The organism is Microbispora sp. NPDC046973 (genome assembly GCF_040644495.1).
GTDB lineage: Bacteria > Actinomycetota > Actinomycetes > Streptosporangiales > Streptosporangiaceae > Microbispora.
Window position 1 is genome coordinate 1 of sequence record NZ_JBEYWQ010000027.1, and the last position, 25961, is coordinate 25961.

At 71.1% G+C, this 25961-nt stretch carries 25 protein-coding genes; 19 read left to right on the plus strand and 6 right to left on the minus strand.

The window, feature by feature from the left end:
* Positions 1-1403 (plus strand): DHA2 family efflux MFS transporter permease subunit (locus ABZ860_RS34000; RefSeq protein WP_357228224.1); only part of this gene is annotated, 1403 nt, incomplete at its 5' end.
* 134 nt (positions 1404-1537) lie between these two features.
* The gene (locus tag ABZ860_RS34005; RefSeq protein ID WP_357228227.1) at positions 1538-1801 is read left to right on the plus strand and encodes a hypothetical protein; all 264 of its coding nucleotides are present in this window, start codon (positions 1538-1540) and stop codon (positions 1799-1801) included.
* A gap of 126 nt (positions 1802-1927) precedes the next feature.
* Here ABZ860_RS34005 and ABZ860_RS34010 read toward each other — a convergent pair whose 3' ends face one another.
* From ABZ860_RS34010 to ABZ860_RS34020, 3 genes are all read right to left on the minus strand, one after another.
* Positions 1928-2329 carry a cellulose binding domain-containing protein gene (locus ABZ860_RS34010; protein WP_357228230.1) on the minus strand — a complete coding sequence of 134 codons (402 nt, stop codon included), beginning with the start codon at positions 2327-2329 and terminating at the stop codon, positions 1928-1930.
* 100 nt (positions 2330-2429) lie between these two features.
* On the minus strand, positions 2430-4814 hold the full coding sequence (locus ABZ860_RS34015; protein WP_357228233.1) for a glycoside hydrolase family 9 protein: 2385 nt from the start codon (positions 4812-4814) through the stop codon (positions 2430-2432).
* Between the two features lie 152 nt (positions 4815-4966).
* Positions 4967-7441 carry a glycoside hydrolase family 48 protein gene (locus tag ABZ860_RS34020; RefSeq protein ID WP_357228235.1) on the minus strand — a complete coding sequence of 825 codons (2475 nt, stop codon included), beginning with the start codon at positions 7439-7441 and terminating at the stop codon, positions 4967-4969.
* 367 nt (positions 7442-7808) lie between these two features.
* Between ABZ860_RS34020 and ABZ860_RS34025 the strand changes: the two genes are divergently transcribed.
* Genes ABZ860_RS34025 through ABZ860_RS34035 form a run of 3 tightly spaced genes read left to right on the plus strand, consistent with a single transcriptional unit; the run spans position 7809 to position 10158 of the window.
* Positions 7809-8207, plus strand: coding sequence for a phage holin family protein (locus ABZ860_RS34025; RefSeq protein WP_357228238.1), 399 nt, complete (start codon positions 7809-7811; stop codon positions 8205-8207).
* Positions 8204-9157 carry a DUF3618 domain-containing protein gene (locus tag ABZ860_RS34030; protein WP_357228241.1) on the plus strand — a complete coding sequence of 318 codons (954 nt, stop codon included), beginning with the start codon at positions 8204-8206 and terminating at the stop codon, positions 9155-9157. Before ABZ860_RS34025 ends, ABZ860_RS34030 begins: the two co-directional genes overlap by 4 nt.
* Positions 9154-10158 carry a YihY/virulence factor BrkB family protein gene (locus ABZ860_RS34035; RefSeq protein ID WP_357228244.1) on the plus strand — a complete coding sequence of 335 codons (1005 nt, stop codon included), beginning with the start codon at positions 9154-9156 and terminating at the stop codon, positions 10156-10158. The genes ABZ860_RS34030 and ABZ860_RS34035 overlap by 4 nt, the downstream gene beginning before the upstream one ends.
* A gap of 65 nt (positions 10159-10223) precedes the next feature.
* Here the strand turns inward: ABZ860_RS34035 and ABZ860_RS34040 are convergent, their stop codons facing one another.
* Entirely contained in the window at positions 10224-10799 is a 576-nt protein-coding gene (locus tag ABZ860_RS34040; protein ID WP_357228247.1) for a CGNR zinc finger domain-containing protein, read from the minus strand.
* Between the two features lie 125 nt (positions 10800-10924).
* Between ABZ860_RS34040 and ABZ860_RS34045 the strand changes: the two genes are divergently transcribed.
* The 13 genes from ABZ860_RS34045 (at position 10925) to ABZ860_RS34105 (ending at position 22566) form a co-directional block, all read left to right on the plus strand.
* Complete coding sequence (locus tag ABZ860_RS34045) at positions 10925-11830, plus strand: hypothetical protein (RefSeq protein ID WP_357228249.1); 906 nt, start codon at positions 10925-10927, stop codon at positions 11828-11830.
* A 70-nt stretch (positions 11831-11900) separates the two neighbouring features.
* Positions 11901-12419: a MaoC family dehydratase gene (locus tag ABZ860_RS34050; protein ID WP_357228252.1), complete on the plus strand. Its 519-nt coding sequence runs from the start codon at positions 11901-11903 to the stop codon at positions 12417-12419.
* Positions 12419-13579 carry an acyl-CoA dehydrogenase family protein gene (locus ABZ860_RS34055; RefSeq protein WP_357228254.1) on the plus strand — a complete coding sequence of 387 codons (1161 nt, stop codon included), beginning with the start codon at positions 12419-12421 and terminating at the stop codon, positions 13577-13579. The genes ABZ860_RS34050 and ABZ860_RS34055 overlap by 1 nt, the downstream gene beginning before the upstream one ends.
* Positions 13576-14010 (plus strand): HIT family protein, encoded by a 435-nt coding sequence (locus ABZ860_RS34060; protein WP_357228257.1) that lies wholly within the window; start codon positions 13576-13578, stop codon positions 14008-14010. Before ABZ860_RS34055 ends, ABZ860_RS34060 begins: the two co-directional genes overlap by 4 nt.
* A gap of 23 nt (positions 14011-14033) precedes the next feature.
* Entirely contained in the window at positions 14034-14939 is a 906-nt protein-coding gene (locus ABZ860_RS34065; protein WP_357228259.1) for a haloalkane dehalogenase, read from the plus strand.
* Between the two features lie 46 nt (positions 14940-14985).
* Entirely contained in the window at positions 14986-16164 is a 1179-nt protein-coding gene (locus ABZ860_RS34070) for a histidine kinase (RefSeq protein WP_357228262.1), read from the plus strand.
* Between the two features lie 293 nt (positions 16165-16457).
* Positions 16458-16877: a Uma2 family endonuclease gene (locus tag ABZ860_RS34075; protein ID WP_357228264.1), complete on the plus strand. Its 420-nt coding sequence runs from the start codon at positions 16458-16460 to the stop codon at positions 16875-16877.
* A 112-nt stretch (positions 16878-16989) separates the two neighbouring features.
* The gene (locus tag ABZ860_RS34080) at positions 16990-17739 is read left to right on the plus strand and encodes a LytTR family DNA-binding domain-containing protein (RefSeq protein ID WP_357228446.1); all 750 of its coding nucleotides are present in this window, start codon (positions 16990-16992) and stop codon (positions 17737-17739) included.
* Positions 17736-18170: a hypothetical protein gene (locus ABZ860_RS34085; protein WP_357228267.1), complete on the plus strand. Its 435-nt coding sequence runs from the start codon at positions 17736-17738 to the stop codon at positions 18168-18170. The genes ABZ860_RS34080 and ABZ860_RS34085 overlap by 4 nt, the downstream gene beginning before the upstream one ends.
* 30 nt (positions 18171-18200) lie before the next feature.
* Positions 18201-19676 (plus strand): cation acetate symporter, encoded by a 1476-nt coding sequence (locus ABZ860_RS34090; protein ID WP_357228269.1) that lies wholly within the window; start codon positions 18201-18203, stop codon positions 19674-19676.
* A 220-nt stretch (positions 19677-19896) separates the two neighbouring features.
* Complete coding sequence (locus ABZ860_RS34095) at positions 19897-20241, plus strand: DUF485 domain-containing protein (protein ID WP_357045504.1); 345 nt, start codon at positions 19897-19899, stop codon at positions 20239-20241.
* Complete coding sequence (locus ABZ860_RS34100) at positions 20238-21848, plus strand: cation acetate symporter (RefSeq protein ID WP_357228272.1); 1611 nt, start codon at positions 20238-20240, stop codon at positions 21846-21848. Before ABZ860_RS34095 ends, ABZ860_RS34100 begins: the two co-directional genes overlap by 4 nt.
* Positions 21849-21966: 118 nt before the next feature.
* The gene (locus tag ABZ860_RS34105; RefSeq protein ID WP_357228274.1) at positions 21967-22566 is read left to right on the plus strand and encodes a helix-turn-helix domain-containing protein; all 600 of its coding nucleotides are present in this window, start codon (positions 21967-21969) and stop codon (positions 22564-22566) included.
* Between the two features lie 38 nt (positions 22567-22604).
* Here ABZ860_RS34105 and ABZ860_RS34110 read toward each other — a convergent pair whose 3' ends face one another.
* Positions 22605-24188 carry a wax ester/triacylglycerol synthase family O-acyltransferase gene (locus tag ABZ860_RS34110; protein WP_357228277.1) on the minus strand — a complete coding sequence of 528 codons (1584 nt, stop codon included), beginning with the start codon at positions 24186-24188 and terminating at the stop codon, positions 22605-22607.
* A gap of 502 nt (positions 24189-24690) precedes the next feature.
* Here ABZ860_RS34110 and ABZ860_RS34115 point away from each other — a divergent pair.
* Complete coding sequence (locus ABZ860_RS34115; protein WP_357228280.1) at positions 24691-24873, plus strand: hypothetical protein; 183 nt, start codon at positions 24691-24693, stop codon at positions 24871-24873.
* Positions 24874-25054: 181 nt separating this feature from the next.
* Here ABZ860_RS34115 and ABZ860_RS34120 read toward each other — a convergent pair whose 3' ends face one another.
* Positions 25055-25870: an SAM-dependent methyltransferase gene (locus tag ABZ860_RS34120; protein WP_357228283.1), complete on the minus strand. Its 816-nt coding sequence runs from the start codon at positions 25868-25870 to the stop codon at positions 25055-25057.
* Positions 25871-25961: the final 91 nt, after the last annotated feature.

Here is a 25961-nt window from a genome sequence, read left to right on the forward strand (position 1 = left end):
CTCCGGCCGGCGCCGGCCGGAGACGCGGAGCACCGCCGATGATCGTCGCGGCGGTGCCGGCGCTGGGCGGTTTCACGGTGCTTCTGGACGGCACCGTGCTGGGGACGGCCCTGCCCACGCTCTCCATGGATCTCGGCGCGTCGTACGCGGACGCGCAGTGGGTGATCACCGCCTACCTGCTGGCCGCGACGATGATCATTCCTGTGACGGGATGGTTGGCCCAGCGGTTCGGGGCGGCGGCGGTGTGGATCACCGCGCTCGTCCTGTCGCTGGCCGGCTCGGCCCTGTGCGGGCTGGCCTGGTCGTTCGGCGCCCTCATCGCCTTCCGGGTGATGCAGGGACTCGGCGCAGGGATGGTCTTCCCGCTGAGCCGCATCCTCGTCGAGGTCGCCGGCCGGGAGCGGCGCGGCCGGGCGATGGCCCTGATCGCGGTGGCCGTACAGGCGGCCTTCATCGCCGGGCCCGTCGTCGCGGGCGTGGTCGTCGACGCGCTGTCCTGGCGGTGGATCTTCTTCCTCGCCGTCCCCCTGCTGCTGCTGACGAGCATTCTGTCCGCCGTGCTCCTGCCCTTGGCGCCCGACCCGAGGGCCGCCGGCCGGCTCGACGTGGGCGGGCTGATCTGCCTGAGCGGCGGGCTGACCGCGGTCGTCTTCGCGCTCAGCCAGGTTGGCGGGCCCGCCTCGGTCGTCACGCTCCAGGTCGCACTCCCCCTGACGGCAGGGGTGGGGCTGCTCGCGGCCTACGCCGGGTGGGCGGCCAGATCCACCAGGCCGCGGGTGGTGGACGTGCGCCTGTTCCGCGACCGCGCGTTCGCCGCCTCGGCCTCCGCGTCGTTGCTCCACCACTTCACGATCTTCGCCGCGGTGTTCCTGGTGCCGCTCTACTTCCAGACCGTCGGCGGCCTGTCGGCCTCGCAGGCCGGGTTGTTCTTCGCCGCGCAGGGGGTGGGCGCGCTCGTCGCGGTGCTCCCGGCCGGCCGGCTCGTCGACCTCTCGCGCAACGCGCGCCTGCCGGTCCTCGCCGGCCTCGCCCTGGTCGCGGCCGGTACGCTTCCCTTCGCCCTCGCCCCGGCGCCCTCGGATCTGACGCTGATGCTGGTCGCGGCCCTGTTCGTCCGGGGCGTCGGGCTCGCGTTCGTCGGCACGCCCCTGATGACGAGTCTCTATCACTCGCTGCCGGATGCGCAGGTTCCGGCGGCGACGACGGCGAACGCCATGGGCGTGCAGTCCGGCGGGGCCGCCGGGACGGCGATGACGGCGGTGGTGCTGGGATGGTTCGCCGTCTCCGGCACCTGGAGTTCGGGATATCGCCCGGCGTTCTGGATGACGCTGGCTGTCGTCGCGCTCACCGTGGTCCCCGCCCTGTTCCTGCCCGCGGGCGGGGCCCGCCGGACGGGCTCCTGACCTCGGCCCCATCCGAGAGGGTGCTGTCGAGGGGGTGCTGTGAAACAAATGTTGCATATGAGGAATACTTAGTCGTTGGGGGGGCAGGGGGGTCTTTCTTAGCGGAGGTCCCTCCGCGACAAGAGAGGTGTGCAATGACCGCGACCGCTACCGAGCGCCGCACTACTGACGGGCTTCCTCACCCATGGCCGGATGACCGCTACGAGGTCAGATGCGACAGGGAGAGCCCGTTCACCGGTAGCCGTGACCGTTACCACTACGCCAAGAACGCCGTGGAGTCGGCGAAAGCGCTGGAGAGAGCGGGGCTCGCCCGCCGCGTTGTGGTCGTCAGGCTGGCGGACGAGACCGTCATCTACGACCGGGTCGGCGACGTGAACCTGCCTCCGGAGTCGTGGTGATCCAGCGTGACATGGTGTGACATGTCCGGTCGCGTCCAGCTCGTATAACGCACGACGACGATCCCCCGGGAGTGTGTCCCGGGGGATCGTCTGTGTAGGCGTGGCCGGTTGCCGCCGCGCGGGGCGTCAGGCGGGCGTGCAGGTGATGCTGGGAGCCCTGTCGCCGCCCCCGCTGGTCATGAGGCCGAACGCGGTCGAGCCGCCCATCGGGATGTCGCCGTTGTAGCTCTCGTTGCCGAACGCGTAGATGCCCGGCAGGCCGATCACAGGAAGCGACACGGCTCCCCCTACCTGCGTGACGACGGTGCCGTCGGTGTATCGCAACGACACGCGCCAGCCTTTGATCGCCGACGACCCGCTGTTGCGCACGGTCACCTGTGCGATCGCGCCGTGGCTCTGCGAACCGCCCCACACGGTGGTGATCGTGTAGGTCGCCGTGCAGCCGATCGAGTCCGCGGCCGCCGGGACGGCCGTGATCCCCGCGGTCGCCAGGACCAGGGCTGCCGTGGCGATCGTCTTTCCGATCATGGATTTCTCCCTTTCTCGGCGCTGACGTGGATGCCCGCCTCCCCCAGAGAGGGGTCCGTCTGGGGAAGGCGGGCGACTGGGGCGAGCCCGGGAGCGCGGGCTACGCGGGGGTGCAGGTGACGGGCGAGGGGACGGTGCCCGAACCGGTGCCGGTGAAGCCGAAGCTCGTGCTGGCGCCGGGGTTCAGGCTGCCGTTCCAGGACAGGTTCTTCACCGTGACGTTCGAGCCGCTCTGGCTGACGGTGCCGCTCCACAGCTGGGAGACGGTCTGGCCGTTCGGGAACGACCAGGCCACCGTCCAGCCCGAGACGGCCGAGGTGCCGGAGTTGCTCACGGTGACGTCCGCCTGGAAGCCGCCCTGCCACGAGTTGGTGACCTTGTACGTCGCGGTGCAGGCCTTGCCCGTCACCGGCGACGGGCTGGGCGACGGCGAGGCCGACGGGCTGGGCGAAGGCGAAGGCGACGGTGACGGTGACGGGGAGGGCGAGGCCGACGGGCTGGCCGAGGGCGACGGGGACGGGGACGCGGACGGCGAGACCGAGGGGCTGGGCGAGGGGGACGGCTCGGTCCCGGGCGCGTTGCCCCAGATCTTCGTCGATCCCGAGTACAGCGTCATGTTCTGCACCGTCACGGGGGTGGACGGCGTGGTGGACACCCCGGTGTACGACCAGTCGTTCGACGGGTCCCACGACCCCGAGCTGGCGATGCGGAACTGCACCTCACGCCGCGACTCCGACTGTCCCTGCGGGGCGATGACCTGGCCGGAGCAGTCGATCGTGACGTAGTAGACCTTGCCGGAGAACTGCGTGGGCCCGGTCGGCGGCTTGCACTGGTTGTAGTTGGCCGTCAGCGTGATCTGGCTCGGCGTGGTGTCGCCGTCGAGGGTGAAGTAGTAGCGGAACGACCCGTCGGTCAGCGCGCGGGCGGGCCAGGCCGAGTGGTTGTAGACCAGCGTCTTGATCTCGGTGAAGTTCTGGCCGGTGGCGTTGAGTGCCGCCTGGAGGTAGATCTCCGGGCCGTCGGGGGTCTCCGCGACCGGGAAGTTCGCCAGCGGCGTGCCGCCGTACTCCTTGTACAGCCGCACGAGCGCGCTGGTGAAGCCGGCGTTGTAGTCGGTGGCGACCTCGTTCATCGTGTAGTCGGCACGGCTGTCGGTGTAGGCGTCGTCGGCCGACTTGGGGCCGCCGACGAGCGCGCCGTACAGGATGTGCCGGCTCTGCTCCGGCTCCCCGTTGAGGTTGTTGGTCCAGGTGCCGTGCGCGGTCCGATGGTGCGGGTTGCGCGGCGGGTTGGTCCCGAAGCCGATCTCGTACGACGACTTGCGCGGGTTGTCGCCGAGCGCGTAGTTGATCTGCCGCACGGCGAAGTCGTGGTAGCGGGCCTTGCGGGTGGCGTCGGTCAGCCCGTCGCTGTAGTAGAGCGCGACGAACGCGGTGTTGGCGGCGTAGCGGAGCGAGCCCCACGAGTCGAGCACGGCCTGGCCGCCGGGGGAGTAGTTCACCCTCTGCCCGTTCACGCCGACCGTCCACCAGTCGAGCCACCGGTTCGCGTCGTCGGCGTACTGCTGCTTACCGGTCAGCCTGGCCAGCAGCGCGTAGGAGCCGTACGACTTGTCGTCCCAGGCGATCGTCCACTTGTACGACTTGGTGGTCGACTGCGGCTCGGTGCCGAGGTTGGCGTAGTACGACTCGGCCTTGGCGAGGTAGGAGGAGTCCTGGGTGGCGCGGTAGAGCCAGATGGCGCCCCACACCAGCTCGTCGTTGTAGCCGCTCCAGGACTTGTAGAAGTTGGCCGCGTCGGTGATGCAGTCGCTGTACTTGCCCCGCACGGTGTCGGCGAACGTGTACAGCTGCTTGGCGTGGGTGAGGAGCTTGTCGGCGTACGACGGGTCGGTGGGCCGGAAGACGATCGAGGAGGCCGCCATCGCGGCCGCCGTCTCACCGGCGAGGTCGGATCCGCCGCACGAAGAGTCGATCTTGTACGAAGGCCTGCTCATCGGCAGCACCTCGGCCGCCCCCCACCAGGCGTGGTCGGCGTTGCCGCTGCCGACCTGGCCGTACAGGACGTTGGGGGAGGGGTGCGCCTTGACGAAGTAGTCGTTGACGAAGCGCAGGCTGTTGAGCAGGTAGGTGAGCTGCCCGGACGAGGCGTAGGCGTCGCGGTAGTCCACCGCGCCCCACGCGAGCATCGTCGCGCTGAACGCCATCGGCAGGCCGAACTTGACGTGGTCGCCGGCGTCGTACCAGCCGCCGGTCAGGTCCAGACCGGCGTCCTTGCCGTCGTTCAGCGCCGAGTTGCCGCGCCAGGTGACGCGGTTGGTGGACGGCAGCGTGCCGGACTGCTGGGCCTCGTAGAAGAAGAGCGACTTCTGCAACGCCTCGCCGTAGTTGAACGCCGGGGCCGCGGAAGCCGACTGGGGGACGGCGGCCGGGACGACCGCCGTGGAGATGATCAGCGCCGCCAGTGCAGGGAACGTACGCCGCATGAAGGTGTGCCTCACATAGGTGGGGGGTCGGGGGCGCGGCGGCGGGTCAGGCGCCGCCGCGCCCCGGCTTACTCGGTCGTGTCCTGCCGGGACACTTCCTGGGGGTGCGGTGAAGGGTCAGGCGACACCGCACCCCGGCTTACGGGGCGTGCTCAGCCGTTGGGGAAGAGCAGGCCGTACTGTCCGAGCGCGGTGGCCACGTCGGTCTGCGCCCAGAAGCGGTGGTAGCGGAAGACCGGCGCCGAGCCGCCGTTCAGGTACGACTGGACCTTCGGCCAGTCCGGGTCGTTCTTGTACCAGGACCGGATGGAGATGAAGGTCGAGTTGCTGTTGATCGGGTCGCCGTTCGGCATCTTGCCGCTCCAGCCGGACGGGACGTAGATCGGGTCGTCGAGGCGGTTGTAGTCGGCCTTGGTCTCGTTGACCGACACGCCCTTGGCGTCCTGGTTGTTCTTCCAGATGCCGTCGAGCAGCGCCTTGGCCGTGCTCTTGGCCTGGGCGTTGCCCGACTTGGCCGCGTAGAACATCAGCGTCTTGGCGTACGAACCGGCCACACCGATGTCGTCGGTGTAGTCGGCGATGGTCACGTGCAGGCCGGTGTTGGCCGGCGGCATGCCCGTGCCGCTGAAGCTGGCGTCCGGCTGGCCGGTCCACCGCAGCGTCGACGGGATCTGGAAGCTGCCGTCGGAGTTGACCGTGGTGCCCGCCAGCGCCCAGGCGACCCACTTGTCGAGGATGCTCTTGGCGTCGGCGTTGCCCGTCGCGTAGTAGTACTCGGCCACGCGCTCCATGGACCACGCCTGGAAGCCGAACCACTGGTTGGACGGCGGGTCGTGGTAGACCGGCTGCCAGTCGTAGGCCATGCCGAAGAACTTCGGCAGGCTCGACGGCGGGGCGGCGTAGTGGCCCTCCCAGCTGTTGGTCGCGCCGCCGGCGATGCCGCCCTCGGCCGACTGCAGCCACTTGTAGAACTGCAGCTGGCGGGTGAGGCTGGTCGACCAGTCGGTGACCGCGGTCGAGCCCTTGGGCTTCAGCGCGCTGACGTTCGACAGCGCCCAGGCCGCCATCGGGTTCTGGTAGCCCGAGTGGTTGTGGCTGGAACCGATGCGCCAGGCCCAGCCGGCCGACGTGTCGTACGCGCCGCCCCAGGCGTAGTACCAGGACAGCAGGTAGTTCGACGCGTTCTTGCCGGTGCCCGCCGGGCAGGAGGTGCTGGTGCAGTTCGGCTGCTTGAAGTACTTGTCGTACATCGAGTAGCGCAGGTAGTCACCCATCTTCGCGGCGTTGGCCACCGCGGTGGAGATCTGCGACTGCTTGCCCTGCTCGGTCGCCCAGGTCAGCGCCCAGTAGGCGGCCTGGACGGCGCGGGCGTCGGCGTCCGGCGCGTTGGTGTACTTCCACTGCTTGGCGTAGCTGCTGTCGCCGGTGAACAGGTCGAGGTACCCGTTCGGGCCGCCGAACTTGAAGGTGTCGCACGACGGCTGCGGGATGGTCTCGAAGACCGACTCCTCGGGCCCGCGCTGGTAGGTGTTGATGTACGCCGGCTTGGTGGTGCCGTCGCCGCAGCGGCCGTAGCCGTAGACGTTGTCGACGTCCAGCAGCCAGTGCATGCCGTAGATGTCGGAGGTGCCGTAGGCGGACTTCAGCTCGCCCGCGATCGGGTCGCTGCCGACGCTGACGCTGTTGTCCAGCTTCGACGGGTACTGGCTGATGTCGTTCCACTCACCCGCGTACGTCGCCGGCTTGCTGGCGTCGTACTTGTCGTTGGTGGGCTGGTCGGCGTGCGACGGGATGATGTACTTCTCCATCGTCGTCCACGCGGTGTTGAACTTCGTCCAGTCACCGGTGATCTTGCCGTACATCGCCTCCAGCCACAGGTAGTAGCTGAACGCCTCGGACGTCGTCTCGTGGCCCTGGTCGGGAGCCTCCACGAGCAGCGTCTCGACCGAGTGGTACGGCACGCCCTGGGGCGAGAAGTACCCGTTGGCCGGGTCGTGGATCTTGTTGTACATCGTCATGAAGTTGTTGATGTACTGGTTGTTCCCCGGCGAGGGGCTCGCCGACGGCGACGCGGACGGCGACACCGAGGGAGAGGCGGAGGGCGAGGCCGACGGCGACGCGGACGGCGACGCCGACGGGCTGGCCGAGGGGCTCGGGGACGGGCTCGGAGAGGGGCTGACGGTCGCCCCGCAGGTCACGCCGTTGATGGAGAACGAGGCGGGCTTGCCGTTGCTGCCCGACCACGTTCCCTGGAACCCGACGTTGGTCGTGGCGCCGGTGCCGAGATTCCCGTTCCACGACATGTTCGTGGCGGTGACGGTGGCGCCGCTCTGGCTCCAGTTCGCCGACCAGCCGTTCGACAGCTTCTGGCCGTTGGGGAAGTCGAACTTGAGGGTCCAGTTGCTGATCGGGTCGCCCAGGTTCTTGATGTCCAGGCTGGCCGTGAAGCCGCCCGATCCGGAACCCCAGGAGTTGAGCGCGTATTGGACGTCGCAGGACACGGCGGCGGACGCGGGAGTCTGCGCCAGCCCGACGAGGAGGCCGCCCGACACGGAGGCGGCCGCCAGCAGGGCGAGCCGTTTCCGCGATCGTGGGAGCGCTCCCGTACTCAGAGCTCTCGTTCGCATTTGAGGAGGGTCTCCAAAAGTGGGTTGGGGGTGGGAGCATCGGGTGAAGAAATGCCAGGTAGCGGATTTCGTGGCCGATGCGGGCAAGGGTGGATCTGAACCGATACGATGGGAGCGCTCCCACCACAGGATTGTGGATTGGGCCCCCGGTATGTCAATGACGGGTTGCCGAGACCTCACGCGGTGACGCCCTCGGGCGGTGAGCCGGGGCCCCTTGCTGGCCTTTTGCCCGCCTCTGGCGGATGTGGCACTGATTCATAACTGAAACTTTCATCTGTAACAGCCTGGCCGTTCACCCCGGCGAGGCCCGTGGTTAGGGCTCTCGGCTGCGGGTAGGCGCTTCCCAACCCTGGAAGGGAGGCAGGCCATGACCATCCAGAAGGAGTCGCCGTCCACGGGCGAACTCGTCCGCCGGCTGTCCGAGGACGTCTCCCGGCTGATCCGCGACGAACTGCGGCTGGCGCGGCTGGAAATGACTCGCAAGGGCAAACGCGCGGGCATGGGCGCGGGCCTGCTGGGCGCCGCGGGGGTCATCGCGTTCTACGGCGGAGGAGCCCTCGTGGCCACGGCGATCCTGGCGCTCGCGCTCGTGCTGCCGGCCTGGGCCAGCGCCCTGATCATAGGCGTCGCGCTGCTGGCGCTCGCCGGGCTGCTCGCCCTGGTGGGCAAGGAGCAGGTGTCCCGGGCGGCACCGCCCACTCCCGACGAGGCGATGCGCAGCCTCAAAGCAGACATCGACGTCATGAAGGAGAGTGCGCGCAGATGACCGAGACCGATCCCGGAGCGGCCCGGCCGAACGCCGGGACCGTGGGTGTGCACAGACAGGACGTGTCCGAGCCGGTCACCGAGCCGGAGTCGCTGAACGCCGTACGGCAGTCGCGGCCCGGTCCCGAGCCCGTCGCCGCGGCCCGCGACACCGAGACCAAGGGCGAGGGCGAGGAGCGGAAGGGCCACGACGAGATCGCCGAGGTCCGCCAGGAGATCGAGCGGACCCGCGACCACCTCGGCGACACGATCGAGGCTCTGGCCGCCAAGGCCGACGTGAAGGCGCGGGCGCAGGAGCGTGTGCACGCGACCACCGCGGCCGCGCGGGCCAGGGTGGCCGGCGTCACCGGGCGCGTGCGCGAGGCCACGCCGCAGCCGCTGCGCGGAGCCGCGGGCAGGGTCGGCGAGCAGGCGAAGCGCCGTCCCGGCCTGATCGCCGCCGCCGGAGCCGCGGGCACCGCGCTGCTGCTGCTGCGCCGGATCACCCGGAGTCAGGGCCGGATGGGGAGGCCCGGCGTGTCCGGCATGTTCCAGAAGACGGGGATCTCCGGCAAGACGGGCATGCCGCGGATGCGCGGCTTCCGCGGAGCCCGCACGGGCAAGGGGATGTTCGGCGCCTTCGGCAAGACCGGCATGACGCGCGGCGGATCGCGGCCGTTCGGCTCCCGGATGTTCGGCGCCAAGAGCAGGTTCGGCGGCATGGGCCCGCTCGGCGGCAAGGGCGCGTTCGGCGGGAAGGGCGCGTTCGGCGGGAAGAGGACGCCCGGCGGCATGAGCGTGTTCGGCCGGAAGAGCGGCATGTTCGGCGGGACGGGCATGCGCGGCATGCTCGGCCGGAAGAGCGGCATGTTCGGCCGGAGGAGCATGTTCGGCGGGACGGGCATGTCCGCCGGTCGCCGGTTGCTTCCGCAGTCACGCCGCACGCTCATGCGGAGGTTCGCTCACCGATGACCGACCCCGAGGACGAGCAGGGGCCGCTGGAGAGGCTGTCGCGCCGCGACTGGATCGCAGTCGTCAAGCGCACGGCCAAGGAGTTCAAGGAGGACAACGTCCCCGATTGGGCGGCCTCGCTGACGTACTACGCCGTCCTCTCGATCTTCCCCGGGCTCATCGTGCTGGTGTCGATACTCGGCCTGCTGGGGCAGGGCGCCACCGACCCGCTGCTCGGGAACATCAAGTCGCTGACGCCGGGGCCGGTCCAGCAGATGCTGCAGACCGGCCTCGCCAACGTCCAGCAGAACCAGGGCACCGCCGGGGTGTTCGCGATCACGGGTCTGCTGCTCGCGCTGTGGGCGGCCTCCGGCTACATGGGGGCGTTCATCCGGGCGACCAACGCGATCTTCGACATCCGCGAGGGCCGTCCGTTCTGGAAGGTGACCCCGCTCCGGGTCGGGCTGACGCTGCTGCTGGTGATCCTGATGGCGGTCTCCGTGCTCGCCGTCACCTTCACCGGCCGCCTCGCCGAGATCGCGGGGAACCTGCTCGGCCTCGGGCCCGCCGCGGTCACCGTCTGGGGCATCGTGAAGTGGCCGGTCCTCGTGCTGCTCGCGGCGGGCATGATCACCCTGCTCTACTACGCCGCGCCCAACGTCCGCCACCCCGGCGTGCGGTGGCTCAGCCCCGGCAGCCTGTTCGCCGTCGTGGCCTGGGTCGTGGTGTCCGCGGGCTTCGGGCTGTACGTCGCGCGGTTCGGCTCCTACAACAAGACATACGGCACGCTCGCGGCCGTGGTCGTCTTCCTCGTCTGGCTGTGGCTGTCGAACATCGTCATCCTCAGCGGCGCGGAACTCGACGCCGAGCTCCAGCGCGGCCGCAAGATCGCCGAAGGCGAGTCCCCCGCGGAGCCGTACGTCGACCCCCGTGACCCCCCGAAGAACCCCGAGCCCGAGGAAGGCCTGAGCGAGGCTCCAGAGACACGGAGTGAAGCGCGCCAGGAAGCCGACGCGCCGTGAGGCCGCACCCGGCATCGACGGACCGATAGGCATAGGGAAAGGCCCGGCCCGGCGCCGGGCCTTTCTCACGACTGTGCGGGCGGGGCGGCGCTGCGGCGGGCGCGGAGCGCGCGGACCCTGCCCCGGCTCGCGCACGCGGGGGACGGGCACCAGCGCCGGCGCCCCGGCGGGTCGACGAAGACGCCCCTGCAGTCGGGCTCGGGGCAGCTCTTCAGGGCCAGCCGGTCGGCGCCGGTCATCTGGTCCACCGCCTGGCGGGCGATCCGGGCGAGCGCGTGCGCCGTGGTCGCCGGGGGCTCGCGCCGCAGCCGGTCCTCGGCGCTCAGCCGGACGGGATCGTCGTGCTCGCCGAGGAACGCGGCCAGGTCGGCCACGGCGCCCACCGGCGGTGGCCGCTCCTCGACCGTGGCCAGCGCGAGCGTGCGCAGCGTCTCCCGCAGCGCCCACGTGCGGCGCAGGTCGTCCTGGCCGGGTGGCCGGACCGGGGACATCTCGCATCGCTCCAGCCAGTCCGCCAGGCGGCCGGGCGTGGCCAGCCGTTCCACCGGCGCCGCGCCGAACGTGCGGCCTCTGGTGGCGAGCAGGTTCAACCAGACGGCGCCGCAGTCGAAGCGGAAGGCGAGCGTGTCGTCTCTGGTCACGAAGCCAGGGTAACGCTTCAGCCGTTACATCCATTACAGTCCTCCTCGTAACGCTCGAAGCGTTACATCGCGAGGAGGAGTCACATGACGACGAGACAGGCGCCGCGGGAGCGGGAGGCCGGACGATGACGGCGGCCGTCCGGACCGTGCTCGGGGACGTGCCGCCCGAGGACCTGGGGGTCTGCGACGCCCACGACCACCTGTTCTTCGCCTCGCCGGCTTTGCCGGGTCAGGAGCTGGACGACGCCGGGGCCGCGCTCGCCGAGCTCGACGCCTTCGCCGCTCTCGGCGGGCGGGCGGTGGTGCAGTGGACCCCCTGGGGGCTGGGGGCGCGGGCGGGAGAACTGCCGGGCCTGTCCCGGCGGTCCGGCGTGCACATCGTCTCCGCCACCGGGCTGCACCAGGCCAGGCACTACGACCCGGACGAGCTGCGGCGCGTCCGCGGCGGGCTGGCCGATCTGTTCGTCCACGAGCTCACCGCCGCTCCCGTGAGGGCGGGCCTGATCAAGGTCGCCGGCGCCTTTCACCGGCTCGACGACCACGCGCGGCACGTCATGACCGCCGCCGCCGAGGCGCACCACGCCACCGGCGCGCCCATCGGCGTCCACCTGGAGGCCGGAACCGCGGCCATGGACGTACTCGACCTGCTGTGCCGTACGCACGGGGTCCCTCCGCACCGCGTGATCCTCGGGCACCTGCACCGCTTCCCGGACACGCGCATCCACCGGGAGGCCGCCGAGGCCGGTGCGTTCCTGGCGTTCGACGGGCCGTCGCGGGCGCACCACGGCGGCGACTGGCGCCTGCTCGACTGCCTGGAGGCGCTGGCCGGCGCGGGACACTCCGGCCGGATCCTGCTCGGCGGCGACACGGTCACCGCGGCGGCCCGGTCCGGCGCCGACGGTCCGGGCATGCCGTTCCTGCTCGGAGGCCTGCGCCCGCGGATCGAGCGGGAGCTCGGCCCCGGCGTCGCGTCGGCGATCTTCGTCGAGAACCCGGCCCGGGCGTTCGCGGCCCAGTGGCGGCGGCCGTGAAACCGGGAAAGGGGCGGCGGCGCAGGCCGGGCTCATCCCGCCGGGAGCTGATCCAGAATAGTCTTCTGGTGTGACGGTCCATGAAGCCCGCATCGGGCGCTACTACGAGGACTTCGTGGTCGGCGACGTCTACCAGCACCCGCTCGGCCGGACGATCAGCGAGGCCGACAACACCTGGTTCACGCTGCTGACGATGAACACCAACCAGAACCACTTCAACGCGCACTTCGCCGCTCGGGCTCCGGTCGGGAAGATCATCGTGAACTCGGGGCTCTCGGTGGCGATCGTGCTCGGGTTGTCGGTCATCGACGTCAGCCAGACGGCCATGATGAACCTCGGCTGGGACGAGATCCGGCTGACCCATCCGGTCTTCGTGGGCGACACGCTGTACGCCGAGTCGGTCGTGGTGGACAAGCGCGAGTCGAAGTCCCGGCCGTACGCCGGCATCGTCACCTGCCGCACGCGGGGCCTGAACCAGGACGGGGACGAGGTGATGTCGTGGCGGCGCGCGGTGATGGTCTACAAGCGCGACGCGCCGCACGACAAGGGGTACTTCCCACGTGCCAAGACCGGTCCGATGGAGGCGTAGTGGACTTCGAGCTGAACGAGGAGCAGCGGCTGTTCCGGCGGACGCTGCGGGAGTTCGTGGACAAGGAGATCGTCCCCGTCGCGTCCGAGTGGGAGCGCACCGGCCGCTATCCGGAGGAGATCGTCCGGCGGTTCGCGCAACTGGGACTGTTCGGCATCACCGTCCCGGAGGAGTACGGCGGGCTCGGCCTCGACCGGGTGTCGTTCGCCCTCGTCTTCGAGGAGATCGCCCGGGGCTGGATGGGCGTGGCGGGAGTGCTCGGCTCCCACTCGCTGTCGACCTGGATGATCGCGAAATACGGCACGGACGAGCAGCGCCGCCGTTACCTGCCCGACCTGGCCGTCGGCGCCCGCCGCACCGGGATCGCGCTGACCGAGCCGGGCGCGGGCACCGACCTGCAGGGCATCGCCACCCGGGCGGTCCGCGACGGCGACCACTACGTCGTCACCGGGACCAAGACGTGGATCACCAACGCGCGGCACGCCGACCCGCTGCCCGTCCTGGTGAAGACCTCGATCGAGACGCCCGCCCACCGCGGGATGTCGGTGCTGCTGGTGGACGCCGGCAGCGAGGGCCTGACCGTCAGCCGCGACCTGCCCAAGCTGGGCTACAAAGGCACCGAGACGTGCGAGGTCGTTCTCGACGGCGTGCGCGTGCCGGCGTCGCTGCTGCTCGGCGGCACGGAGGGGCGCGGCATGCAGCAGGTGCTGTCGGCGCTCGAACTCGGCCGTCTCAACATCGCCGCCCGGGCCGTCGGCGTCGCCCAGTGCGCCTACGACGCGGCCCTGGGCTACGCCCGCGAACGGCACGCGTTCGGGCAGCCGATCGCCGGCTTCCAGGCGATCCAGCTCAAGCTGGCCGACATGGCGACCGATATCCAGGCGGCCAGGCTCATGACCTACTGGGCCGCCGTGCGGTCGGAGGCGGGCCCGGTGCGCAGCGAGGCCGCGATGGCGAAGTACTTCGCCTCTGAGGTGGCGCTCAGGGCGACGCTGGAGGCGATGCGGATCCACGGCGGGTACGGCTACTCCCAGGAGTTCGTGGTCGAGCGTCTCTATCGGGACGCGCCGCTCATGGCGATCGGGGAGGGCACCAACGACGTGCAGCGGCTGATCATCGCCAAGGCCCTCGTCGAGGGCGACGCCACGCTCGGCTGGTGACCGTGGACGGCTGCGTGTTCTGCGAGATCACGGCGGGGGAGCGGCCCGCCCACGTGGTGCTGGACGACGAGGTCGCGGCGGCCTTCCTCGACACCCGGCCGGTGTTCAAGGGGCACGTGCTCGTCGTGCCGCGCGGCCACGTCGAGACCCTTCCGGACCTTCCGGCGGAGGAGGTCGGCCCCTTCTTCGCCCGGGTCCAGGCCGTCGCGCGGGCGGTCGAGGCGGGCACCGGCGCGGCCGGCACCTTCGTCGCGATGAACAACCGGATCAGCCAGAGCGTGCCCCACCTGCACGTCCACGTGGTGCCGCGCAACCGCAAGGACGGCCTGCGCGGCTTCTTCTGGCCCCGGGTCAAGTACGACGGCGACGCGGAGATCGAGGAGTACGCCGCCCGCATCCGCGCCGCGCTGAACGAACCTCCCCGCCTGTGAATCTACAACGTAAAGGCAACCGCATGGACTTCCTCCGCACCCCCGGCGAACGCTTCGCCGACCTGCCCGGCTTCCCCTATGAACCCCGCTACGCCGAGGTGACCGGTGGCGCCCGGATGGCGTACGTCGAGGCGGGCCCGGCGGACGGCCCGCCGGTGCTGCTGCTGCACGGGGAGCCGAGCTGGTCGTTCCTCTACCGGCACGTGATGGCCGTGCTGGCCGAGGCGGGCTGCCGGGCCGTCGCCCCCGACCTGGTGGGCTTCGGCCGGTCGGACAAGCCGTCCCGCCCGCAGGACCACACGTACGCCCGGCACGTGGAGTGGGTGCGGTCGCTCGCCTTCGACGCGCTCGACCTGCGCGGCGTGACGCTGGTCGGCCAGGACTGGGGCGGGCTGATCGGACTGCGGCTCGTCGCCGAGCACCCGGATCGCTTCGCCGGGGTCGTCGCCGCCAACACCGGTCTGCCGACCGGCGACATCCCGATGCCCGAGGTGTGGCACCGCTTCCGGGAGGCCGTCGAGAAGGCGCCCGTGCTCGACATCGCCCGGTTCGTCCAGTCGGGCTGCGTCACCGAGCTGCCCGAGCCCGTACGGCGGGCCTATGACGCGCCGTTCCCGTCGGAGGAGTTCAAGGCGGGACCGCGGGCGATGCCGGGCCTGGTGCCGATCACGCCGGACGACCCGGCGGCCCCCGCCAATCGGGCGGCCTGGCAGACCCTCGTCGCCCTCGACCTGCCGTTCCTCGTCGCGTTCTCCGACCGTGACCCGATCACCGGGGGCATGGCGCCGATCCTGAAGAAGTCCATGCGCGGCGCGGCCGGGCTCGACCACCCTGTCATCGCGAACGCCGGCCATTTCCTGCAGGAGGACGCGGGCCGCGCGCTGGGCGAGGCCGTCGCCGCCTTCGTCCACAAGACGGCCGCCCGGTAGGTCCTGGGACCGGAGTGCCCACCGGTCGGGAGTAGGCTGCGGCGGCGTGGAACCGGTCGTCACCGCGCTCGTCGTCGCCGTCCTCGTCGCCGTGCCGGCCGTCGTGCTGTGGCGGGTGCTGCGAGGCCGGCGCGACCTCGGCAGCAGCCCCGCCGAGCGGGCGACGTTCGAGACGCTGCACACCGCGTCGCTGGCCGCGCCGCCGCTGCGCGCCGGGCTGACCCAGGCCGGAGCGCTCAAGGCGTCGCGGCACCTGCGTGAACTGCTCGGTTCCCCGGCCATCGCCATCACCAACGGCGAGGAGCTGCTCGTCTACGACGGCGCGGGCGACCACCACGCGGCCGAGGCGTTCGAGCACGCCGGGGAGACGCTGAAGGACGGCCGCACCCAGGTGCTCGCGCTCGACTGCACACGGCCCGAGTGCCCCGTCAGGCACGCCGTCGTCGTCCCTCTGACCACCGACGACCGCGTCGTCGGCTCGCTCGCGGCGTACGGCGACCACGCCTCGGCGGGGCTCGTGCGGGCGGCGCAGGAGGTCGCGCGGTGGGTCGACTCCCAGCTGGAGCTGGCCGAGCTCGACCGCTCCCGGACGATGCTGATGGAGGCGGAGGTCCGCGCACTGCGGGCGCAGATCTCGCCCCACTTCATCTACAACTCGCTGACCACCATCGCGTCGTTTGTCCGGACCGACCCCGAGCAGGCCAGGGAACTGCTGCTGGAGTTCGCCGACTTCACCCGCTACTCCTTCCGGCGGCACGGCGACTTCACCACCCTCGCCGAGGAACTGCGCTCGATCGACCGCTACCTCACGCTCGAGCGGGCCAGGTTCGGCGACCAGCTCCAGGTCACGCTGCGGATCGCGCCGGAGGTGCTGCCCGTGGCCGTGCCGTTCCTGTGCCTGCAGCCGCTGGTGGAGAACGCCGTACGGCACGGCCTGGAGGCCAAGCCGGACGTGGGCCGCATCACGATCGTCGCCGAGGACGCGGGCGCGGAGTGCGGCATCACGGTCGAGGACGACGGCGTCGGCATGGACCCCGAACGGCTGCGGCGGGTGCTCGCCGGAGAGGACCGTTCGGGCGCGGGCGGCATCGGCGTCGCCAACGTGGACGAGCGGCTGCGCCAGGTCTACGGCGACGAGTACGGGCTCGTGGTGGAGACCGGTGAGGGCGCCGGCACCAAGGTCACCGTGCGGATCCCCAAGTATCACCCCGGAGTCCAGGCGTGAACGGCGGCATGCGCCGAGAGGACCGTCGCCTGGCCTTTCGAAAGGCTGTGCGTATCCATGTCATTACCGTTGGTGTCCGTACTGGTCAGGCCGCCCATTGCCCGGAGGATCTAAGCTGATGAGCGTGACGATCGAGTTCGACCAGCACGGGACGATGTATCCGTGGACCCGGGACGACACGCGCGACCTGCCAGAAGGATTCCGGTACGAGATCGAGGACGGGAACCTCCTGGTCATGAACTCCCCCGCACCCGAGCACCAGTACGTCGCCAACCGGCTCATGCGCATCCTCGATGACGCGGCCGAGGACGCCGGGCTGGGACCTGATCACCATCGGGCCGGTCGACGTCAACGTTCCAGGCTCGCTGCCCGGCTACCGCAGCCCCGATCCCGTCACCGTGCCGGGCAAGCTGGCCGAGGGCGGCTACGACCTGCTCAAGGGGCAGGACGTCCTGATCGTCACCGAGATCACCGGCAAGGACGCGATCACCCGTGACATGATCACCAAGCGTCAGGTCTACGCGAGCATCGGCATTCCCTTCTACTGGGTGGTCCGCCTCGATCAGCAGGAGCCGCGCCTCATCGTCTTCGAGCTCGCCGCGGGGGAATATCGCGAGCGTCACGACGTGCGGGTGGGTGCGCCGGTGACGATCGACGAGCCGTTCCGGGTGACGATCGACCCCGGGGCGCTGCTCCGCCGCCGTTCGGGCTGAGCTCGGACGACCGCCGCGATCCCAGCCGTAATCCGCTCGTGATGAGGAGGCGTTGACTTACCCGCGTTCCGGTCATCACTCTCTAGGGGATCGGTCGGTGAGAGGGGTGATCGTGAGCGGTCTGCGGGTTCTGGCGGTGGACGACGAGCAGCCCGCGCTGGAGGACGTCGCCTACCTGCTGCGCGCGGATCCCCGTATCGGCGACGTGCTCACCGCCCGCGACGGGGCCGCCGCGCTCCGGCTCCTCGACCGCGCCATCGCGGACGGCAGGCCGGTGGACGCGGTCTTCCTCGACATCCGCATGCGCGGGCTCGACGGGGTGGTGCTGGGCCGGCTGCTGACCCAGTTCAGCCGCCCGCCGAAGATCGTTTTTGTGACGGCATACGAGGACCACGCCGTGGACGCCTTCGAGCTGAAGGCCGAGGACTACCTGCTCAAGCCCGTACGGCCCGAGCGGCTCGCCGAGGCGATCCGCCGGGTGTGCGGCAGCCGGGGCGAGCCGGGGGAGGGGCCGCAGGCGGACACGATCCCCGTCGAGCTGGGCGGCGTCACCCGGTTCGTGGCGAGCACGGAGGTGCGCTACGTCGAGGCGCAGGGCGACTACGCGCGGCTGCACACGGCGACCGGCAGCCACCTGGTCCGCATCCCGCTGGCCACGCTGGAGGAGCGCTGGGCGTCGGCCGGGTTCCTGCGCGTCCACCGCAGCCACCTCGTGGCGGTCAAGCACATCGACGAGCTGCACATCGACTCGGGCAAGTGCGTGGTGCGGGTGGGCGACACCGAGATCCCGGTGAGCCGCCGCCACACCCGGGAGCTGCGCGACCTGCTCGTCCGCCGGGCCCGGCGGGGCCAGACCCGATGACCGGCAAGCCCCGCAGGGCGGGGGCGACCGGCGGGCGCGGACAGGGCGAGGGGGCCGCGCCGATCGGCAAGCCCCGCAGGGTGGTGGTGACCAGTCCGCGCACGGCGGCGGCGCGCAGGCCACGGCATCCCCTCACCCGGGAGATCGACGAGCAGACCCGCCTGGGCGAGGTCTACATGGGCTCCCTGGTGCGGACCCAGTTCCGCCTGGCGTTGTTCGTGTGCAGCCTGCTCGCCTGCGTCGTGGGCGGGCTGCCGCTGCTGTTCCTGCTGGCCCCGGAGCTGCGCGCGGCCGAGCTGCTCGGGCTGCCGCTGCCGTGGGTCGTGCTCGCGGGGCTGATCTACCCCGCGCTCGTCGTGGGCGCCTGGCTGTACGTGCGGCAGGCCGAACGCAACGAGCGCGACTTCGCCGACCTCGTGGAGCGTCGATGAGGACAGGACGCCGATGAGGACGGAGCGCCGGTGAGCCAGATCGCCGCGGTCGTCCTGGTGATGCTGGCGACCGTCCTCATCGGCGCGTTCGGCATCCGGGTGTCCCGCACCACGTCGGACTTCTACGTCGCCTCCCGCACGGTCTCGCCTCTGTGGAACGCCTCGGCCATCGGCGGGGAGTACCTGTCGGCGGCCTCGTTCCTCGGCATCGCGGGGCTGATCCTCACCTTCGGCGCGGACATGCTGTGGCTGCCGGTCGGCTGGACCGGCGGCTACCTCGTGCTGCTGGTGCTGGTGTCGGCGCCGCTGCGGCGGTCGGGGGCCTACACGCTGCCCGACTTCGCCGAGGCGCGGCTGGAGTCGATGGCGGTGCGGCGGCTGTCGAGCGTGCTCGTCGTGCTGATCGGCTGGCTGTACCTCATGCCGCAGTTCCAGAGCGCCGGGCTGGTCTTCCGTACGATCACCGGGGCGCCGCCGTGGGCGGGCAGCCTGCTGGTTGCGGTGGTGGTCGCGACCAACGTGCTGTCGGGCGGCATGCGGTCGATCACGTTCGTCCAGGCGTTCCAGTACTGGCTGAAGCTGACCGCGCTCGCGGTGCCGCTGGCGTTCATGCTGGTGGCCTGGTGGTCCGACGGAAGGCCGGGGCTCGTTCCCGGGGACGAGTGGGTGCTGCCGCTCCACGGACGCGATCACCCCGTCTACGAGACGTACTCGCTGATCCTGGCGACGTTCCTCGGGACGATGGGGCTGCCGCACGTGCTCGTCCGCTTCTACACCAACCCCGACGGCCGGGCCGCCCGCCGCACCACGCTCGTCGTGCTGACGCTGCTCGGCGCCTTCTACCTGATGCCCGCCGTGTACGGCTACCTCGGCCACGTCTACGGCATGCCGGAGAGCGACACCGTGGTCCTCGCGCTGCCGGGGCGGCTGGTCGGCGGGCCCGTGGGCGAGTTCCTGACCGCGCTGGTCACCGCGGGGGCGTTCGCGGCGTTCCTGTCCACCTCGTCGGGCCTGACGGTGTCGGTCGCCGGGGTGATCGCACAGGACATCCTGCGCGGCGGGGTGCGCTCGTTCCGCGTCGCGACCGTGCTCGCGGTGCTCGTGCCGTTCGCGCTGGCGGGTGCGGCCCGGTCGCTGCCGGTGGCGACCGTGGTGGGGCTGGCGTTCGCCGTGGCCGCCTCGTCGTTCTGCCCGCTGCTCGTGCTCGGCATCTGGTGGCGCAGGCTGACGACGGCGGGGGCGATCGCCGGGCTGCTGGCCGGGGGAGGGCTGGCCTGCGCGGCGGTCGTGATCACGATCATCGGCGGCCCGCACACCGGCTGGGCGGGCTCGCTGCTGGCGGAGCCGGCGGCCTGGACGGTGCCGGTGTCGTTCACGGTCATGGTGGTGGTGTCGCTGCTGACGCCGTCGCGGGTGCCGCACGGCGTGGCGCGCACGATGGTCCGCCTGCACACGCCGGAGACGCTGAACGTCGACCGGGGCGACTGGCGCCCGCGTTTCATGTAGTCGAAGATCTTGCTGCGTGCCGCAGTTTCACCGTGTCCGGCGTTTCATGTAACGCGATGCGCGACCGCTCGGCGCGTACAACCGACCATTCGTCGCACGGACGCGCCTTGTGAACGAGCGGGTGGTACGGCTGGGCGACTCGGCGGCCCCCGGGACTCGTCGGCGGACACGGCGCGCTCCTACGTTGAAGTGATCCAGATCACTTTCCGAGGGAGATCTTGTGACCGTCCAGCACGATCCATCGGTCTATGAGCGTATACAGGCGGGTGAGCAGTTCCAGGAGCTGCGCCGCCGCTACCGGTCCTGGGCCTTCCCCATGACCATCGCCTTCCTGGTGTGGTACCTGCTCTACGTGGTGCTGTCCGGCTTCGCCCGGGACTTCATGGGCACGAAGTTGTTCGGCAACATCAACGTCGCCCTTGTCTTCGGCGTGCTGCAGTTCGTGTCGACGTTCCTGATCGCCTGGGCGTACTCGCGGCACGCGGCGGCCAAGCTCGACCCGATCGCCGACGAGCTGCGCGGCGGGGCCGAGAGCCGTGACGAGGTCGGGGAGGGCGCCAAGTGAGCCACGAGACGCTGTCCACGATCCTCTTCCTGGTCTTCGTCGCCCTCACGCTGGCGATCACGTTCTGGGCCAGCCGCAACACCAAGAGCGCGGCGGACTTCTACGCCGGCGGCCGGTCGTTCAGCGGCCTGCAGAACGGCCTGGCGATCGGCGGCGACTACATGTCGGCCGCGTCGTTCCTCGGCATCGCCGGCATCATCGCGCTGTCGGGCTACGACGGTTTCCTCTACTCGATCGGCTTCCTCGTCGCCTGGCTCGTCGCGCTGCTGCTCGTCGCCGAACTCATGCGCAACTCCGGCAAGTACACGATGGCCGACGTGCTGGCGTTCCGGATGTCGCCGCGCCCTGTCCGTACGGCGGCGGGCGTGTCCACGATCGTCGTCAGCATCTTCTACCTGCTCGCGCAGATGGTCGGCGCGGGCGCGCTCGTCGGCCTGCTGCTCGGCGTCCACTCCGCGGCCGGCAAGATCTGGACGATCATCGCGGTCGGCCTGCTGATGATCATCTATGTGGTCTTCGGCGGCATGAAGGGCACCACCTGGGTGCAGATCGTCAAGGCCGTCATGCTGATGGTCGGCGCCGCGCTGATCACGCTGCTCGTGCTCGGCAAGTTCGGCTTCAACCTGTCCGGCCTGCTGGGCGACGCCGCCAACGCGAGCGGCAAGGGCGACGCCTTCCTCAAGCCCGGCCTCAAGTACGGCACCGCCGCCCAGGGGACCTGGGGCAAGATCGACCTGATCAGCCTGGGCCTGGCCCTGGTGCTCGGCACGGCGGGCCTGCCGCACGTCCTGATCCGCTTCTACACGGTGCCCACCGCCAGGGACGCCCGTAAGTCGGTCCTGTGGGGCATCGGCATCATCGGCGTGTTCTACCTGCTGACGCTGGTGCTCGGCTTCGGCGCCGCCGCCGTGGTCGGCTCGGGCACGATCGCCAAGGCGGACAAGGCGGGCAACACGGCGGCCCCCCTGCTCGCTCAGAAGGTGGGCCAGGACCTCTTCGGCGACGTCGGCGGCACGGTCCTGCTGGCGGTCATCGCGGCGGTCGCGTTCGCCACGATCCTCGCGGTGGTCGCGGGCCTGACCCTCGCGTCCTCCTCCAGCTTCGCCCACGACCTGTACGCCCACGTGTTCAAGCGGGGCGCCGCCACCGAGCGTCAGGAGGTCGTGGTCGCCCGCGTCGCCGCGTTCGTGATCGGCGCCGTCGCGATCGCGCTGAGCATCTTCGCCCAGTCGCTCAACGTGGCCTTCCTCGTGTCGCTGGCCTTCGCGGTGGCCGCGTCGGGCAACCTGCCGGCGATCCTCTACAGCCTGTTCTGGAAGAGGTTCAACACGGCGGGCGCGGTCTCGGCCATCTACGGCGGCCTGATCTCCGCCGTGGTGCTGGTGATCTTCTCGCCGGTCGTCTCGGGCGCGCCGACGGCGATGTTCCCCGACGCCGACTTCCACCTGATCCCGCTGTCGAACCCGGGCATCTTCTCGATCCCGATCGGCTTCCTGTGCGGCTACCTCGGCACGATCCTGAGCAAGGAGTACAACGCGTCGAAGTACGCCGAGATCGAGGTCCGCTCGCTCACCGGCCTCGGCGCCGAGGAGGCCACGAGCCACTGACGCCGGCTGCCGGCCACCCGTCGCCGGCCCCCGGCGGTGCCTCCCACCGCCGCCGGGGAGCCGGCCCTGTCCCTCGCGTCATGGTGTTGGGGCGCCCACTCTGGTTATGGTTCGGTCCGTGGACAGCCCTCTCCAGACCGCCAAGGCGTGGTCACGCTCGCGGAGAAGGAAGCAGCCGCCCGACGGCGACGCCCGCACCCGCATCCTCGACGCCGCCGAGGAACTGTTCGCCGGCGGCGGCTACGAGGCCACGCCGACCGCGCGCATCGCGGAGCTCGCCGGCGTGCCCAAGGGCCTGGTCTTCCACTACTTCCCCCGCAAGATCGACGTACTGATCTCGCTGGTGGACGAGCGGACCGTGGTGGTCGAGGAGGAGGTGGAGGCGGTCCCCGGCGACGCGGCCGGCGCGCTGTCGCGGCTCGCCCGCAGGCTGCCGCTGCGCGCGTCCCCCGCGATGCGGCGCATCCTGTTCCGGGAGGCCGACACCCACCTGTCCGTACGGGAGCGCCTGGGCCGCCTGAACACCGAGATCATCCGCCGGGCCAGGTTCGCCCTGGAGCTCGCCCTGCCGGGCGGGCGCGGTGACGCCGCCCGGCTGGAGGCCGCCGCCGCGACCTTCGCCGCGGTCCTGCTCTACCAGGAGAGCATCTGCCTGCTCACCGGCCATCACATCGACCCCGACGCGGTCGCGGAACTGATCGCCAACGCCCTGCACTGACGAAGGGCCGTGCTCCTTCCCGGCGCGATCACGGGCGGTCAGGCGGGCACCATCTCCTGCCGCTCCGCCCGCTCCTCCCGCTCCTCCCGCTCTGCCTGCTCTTCCTGGGGCCGTACGAGAGGAGCGTCGCCGTGCGGGGCCGGGGCGTCCGGGGAGTCGCCGAGCAGGGCCAGGAGCTCGTCCATCGCCTCGCGCAGGTGGCCGATCATGCTCTGGACGTCCGGCAGCCGGGCCGGGCACGCGACGACGCCGAAGTCCAGCCGCCCGTCATAGGAGGCGCAGGTGATGCTGATCCCCCCGGTGGCGTCGGTGACCACCGACAGCGGGTGGTAGGCGAGCATCCTGGCGCCGCACAGGTACAACGGCAGGCGGGGACCCGGCACGTTCGACACGATGAGGTTGACGCCCGCCCCCGCGACCCCCGCGAGGCGGAACACCACCGGCGTGGCGAGCGCCGCGAAGGCGTTCGGCACCATCGCGCACACGTCGTCCAGCCAGGTGCGGTGGGAGACGGCGAAGCGCCGCTTGGCGGTGGCCAGCGCCGAGCGGACGGCCGACAGGCGCTCCCTGGGCGAGGCGACGTCCGTCGCCAGCGGCGTGATCATCGCCGAGATCCGGTTGCCGACCCGTCCGCCCGCGGCGTCCCGGGACGACCCGCCCGCACCCGCCGATCGCAACGCCACCGGCACGGCGGCCACCAGCGGCCGGTCGGGCAGCGCGTCGTGGGCGAGCAGCCAGCGCCGCAGCGCCGAGGCGCACAGCGTCATCACCACGTCGTTCGGGCCCATGCCGAAGGCCCTGGCCACCCTCCTGACCTCCGCCAGCGGCACGGAGCCGAGGGCGACCTCCCGCTCCCCGGAGATCGGGCCGTTGAACGGCGTGCGCGGCGCGACCAGCGGCGGTGTCTCGGGCAGCGGGCGCGCGTCTCCCGCGAGCGCGCGGGCGGCCTGGGCCACGAGCCGGGCGTCGGGCAGCGCCGCCACCACCGGGATCGTGTCCAGGTCGGCGGCGGCGCGGGCGAGCGAGCACAGCGTCTCCACCGGCTGGACGATCGACCGGGTGATCGCCCCGGCGAGCATCGCGAGCAGTCCGGGCGGCTGTGACGGCGCCGGGGCGGGCGGCGCCTCCACCCGGCGCGGCTGCGGCGACGGGTCGAGCAGCGCGGTCAGGATCTCCGAACCCGACACGCCGTCGATCGCACAGTGGTGCACCTTCGTGTAGAGGGCGCAGCGGCCGCCCTCCAGGCCGTGGATGAGGTGCGCCTCCCACAGCGGCCGCCCTCGGTCGAGCCGCCGCGCGTGGACGCCCGCCACGTACGCCGCCAGTTCCCGCTCCCCGCCGGGTGCTGGGAGGGTCGCCTCGTGCACGTGCGCGCCGAGGTCCACGTCCGGGTCGTCCAGCCAGTACGGCCGGTCGAGCCCGAAGGGCACGTCGGCCAGCCGCATCCGCAGCGGCGGGGCGAGATGCAGCCGCTCGCGCAGCAGGGCGAGCAGCGCCTCCCTGTTCAGGGCGCCGGAGGGCGATGTCGACGGGTCGAGTATGGCGACGCCCGCCACGTGGGCCGCGGTCGTCGCCGACTCCACGCTCAGGAACTGCGCGTCGAGTGCCGTCAACTGGCGCATCTCGTCATCCTCCCGCTCACGCCGCCCGATCCGCCGCCGGTTCGCCACCGGCCCCGCCGCCCGCGAGCACCGCCTGGGATCATGCCCCCGGCACCCGGCGTCGTACGCCCGGTGGCCGCCCACCCGCGGCGATCCTCTGGCGCACGATAATCGCCCGCCTGCACACCGTGACCATCATCGCCACGCCGCGTTACCGCCGCATTTCTCCCACGTGCCGCCGGGGGATGTTCAGGCGCGCCCGTGACCGTCCCGAGAGGGTCGGCGGCCCGAGCCGGAGAGCGCGAAGTCACCAGAACACGCGCGAGCCAGATTTTAGTTTTCTCGTTTCCTCCAGCTCAAAGGCGCTTTTCTTCGGTAGGCGATCAAGCTTGCTCGAATTCGCCGCGAAAGCCCACGCTCTCGCACACACCCGTGTTCTCGCGCGTACGCGGGCTCACCGCGGTGCCGCTGGACGGGGTGTCGCTGGTGGTGGTCGGGTACTGCTGGCTTGGCGTGATACTCGATGTGGCGATACCCGGCCCGGCCGCTGTTCGGTCTGAGCGGCGAGTATCGCGCGTCGTGGGGTGGGCCGATGCTCGCAGGCGCCTGGGCCGTGCGCGCGCTCGCCGGCATCGCTCTCTGGCTGATCGTCCCGTGGATGCTGCGCGGCTATATGGCACTGTGGCGCCGAATCGCCGGCAGCTGATGCCTTCCTGGTGCCTCTTCACGGTCGCGCTCAGAATCGAGATTCCCTGATTGACCGGCTTATGCACGGCTGAACTCGACCGGCCATCATGCGCTCGTAGCGTTCACCGACGCGTTCGTCCGGGGCGCCGCGACGAAGGGCGGTGCGAAGTGGCGGGCGGGATGGGACGCGCGAATCCGGGTCAGGGCTTGCGGGCGACGCCGCCGAAGCAGGCCACCTCGCGGGGCTCGCCCCACGGGTTGTCCTCCGCCCGCCATCGCGACACCGAGACGATGCCGGGGTCGAGCAGCTCAAGGCCGGTGAAGTAGCCCTCGATCTGCTCAGGGCTTCGCGGCGTGTAGGGGGTGGCGCCGCTGCCCGCGTTGTAGCGGCCGAGCGCCTCGACGTACGCAGGGTCGGTGTCGGAGCCGTCGTAGAGCGCGAGATAGCTGCCCGAGGGCAGGGCCGCCAGCAGCCGGCGCACGATGTCACGCGCCTCGTCGTAGTCCGCCACCAGGCCGAGGATGCCCATCAGCATGAGCGCGGTCGGCCGCGTGAAGTCGAGCGTTCCGGCCGCCTCCCGCAGGATGCGGCCGGGGTCGCGCACGTCGGCCTCGATGTAGTCGGTCGCCCCCTCGGCGGTGCTGGTCAGCAGCGCCTGGGCGTGCACCAGCACCAGGGGATCGTTGTCGACGTAGACGATCCGGGACGCCGGGGCCAGCCGCTGGGCGACCTCGTGGGTGTTGTCGACGGTGGGCAGGCCGGTGCCGATGTCGAGGAACTGGCGGATTCCCGCCTCGCCGGCGAGGTATCCGACGGTGCGCACGAGCATCTGCCGGGACTGGCGGGCGATGTCCACCATCCCGGGGAAGACGGCGCGGATCCGCTCTCCCGCCTCTCTGTCGACGGGGTAGTGGTCCTTGCCGCCCAGGAAGTAGTTCCAGACGCGTGCCGAGTGGGGCACGCTGCTGTCGATCCTGCGGACGCCGGCGTCGCCGGCGGGAGGGGTGTCGCTCATGGGGGCCTCGGAGTGGTCGGAACGGAGAGAGGACCGCACCCGCGTCAATGATCTCCGCTCGTTGCGGGCAGATCGCGCGTCGCGCCCATCC

Coding starts and splice junctions, on each gene's coding strand:
- ABZ860_RS34110 (WP_357228277.1), bottom strand. CDS start 24,188: ATGCGCCAGTTGACGGCACTCGACGCGCAGTTCCTGAGCGTGGAGTCG.
- ABZ860_RS34010 (WP_357228230.1), bottom strand. CDS start 2,329: ATGATCGGAAAGACGATCGCCACGGCAGCCCTGGTCCTGGCGACCGCG.
- ABZ860_RS34035 (WP_357228244.1), top strand. CDS start 9,154: ATGACCGACCCCGAGGACGAGCAGGGGCCGCTGGAGAGGCTGTCGCGC.
- ABZ860_RS34030 (WP_357228241.1), top strand. CDS start 8,204: ATGACCGAGACCGATCCCGGAGCGGCCCGGCCGAACGCCGGGACCGTG.
- ABZ860_RS34005 (WP_357228227.1), top strand. CDS start 1,538: ATGACCGCGACCGCTACCGAGCGCCGCACTACTGACGGGCTTCCTCAC.
- ABZ860_RS34065 (WP_357228259.1), top strand. CDS start 14,034: ATGGACTTCCTCCGCACCCCCGGCGAACGCTTCGCCGACCTGCCCGGC.
- ABZ860_RS34020 (WP_357228235.1), bottom strand. CDS start 7,441: ATGCGAACGAGAGCTCTGAGTACGGGAGCGCTCCCACGATCGCGGAAA.
- ABZ860_RS34045 (WP_357228249.1), top strand. CDS start 10,925: ATGACGGCGGCCGTCCGGACCGTGCTCGGGGACGTGCCGCCCGAGGAC.
- ABZ860_RS34120 (WP_357228283.1), bottom strand. CDS start 25,870: ATGAGCGACACCCCTCCCGCCGGCGACGCCGGCGTCCGCAGGATCGAC.
- ABZ860_RS34025 (WP_357228238.1), top strand. CDS start 7,809: ATGACCATCCAGAAGGAGTCGCCGTCCACGGGCGAACTCGTCCGCCGG.
- ABZ860_RS34115 (WP_357228280.1), top strand. CDS start 24,691: ATGTGGCGATACCCGGCCCGGCCGCTGTTCGGTCTGAGCGGCGAGTAT.
- ABZ860_RS34085 (WP_357228267.1), top strand. CDS start 17,736: ATGACCGGCAAGCCCCGCAGGGCGGGGGCGACCGGCGGGCGCGGACAG.
- ABZ860_RS34075 (WP_357228264.1), top strand. CDS start 16,458: ATGACGCGGCCGAGGACGCCGGGCTGGGACCTGATCACCATCGGGCCG.
- ABZ860_RS34015 (WP_357228233.1), bottom strand. CDS start 4,814: ATGCGGCGTACGTTCCCTGCACTGGCGGCGCTGATCATCTCCACGGCG.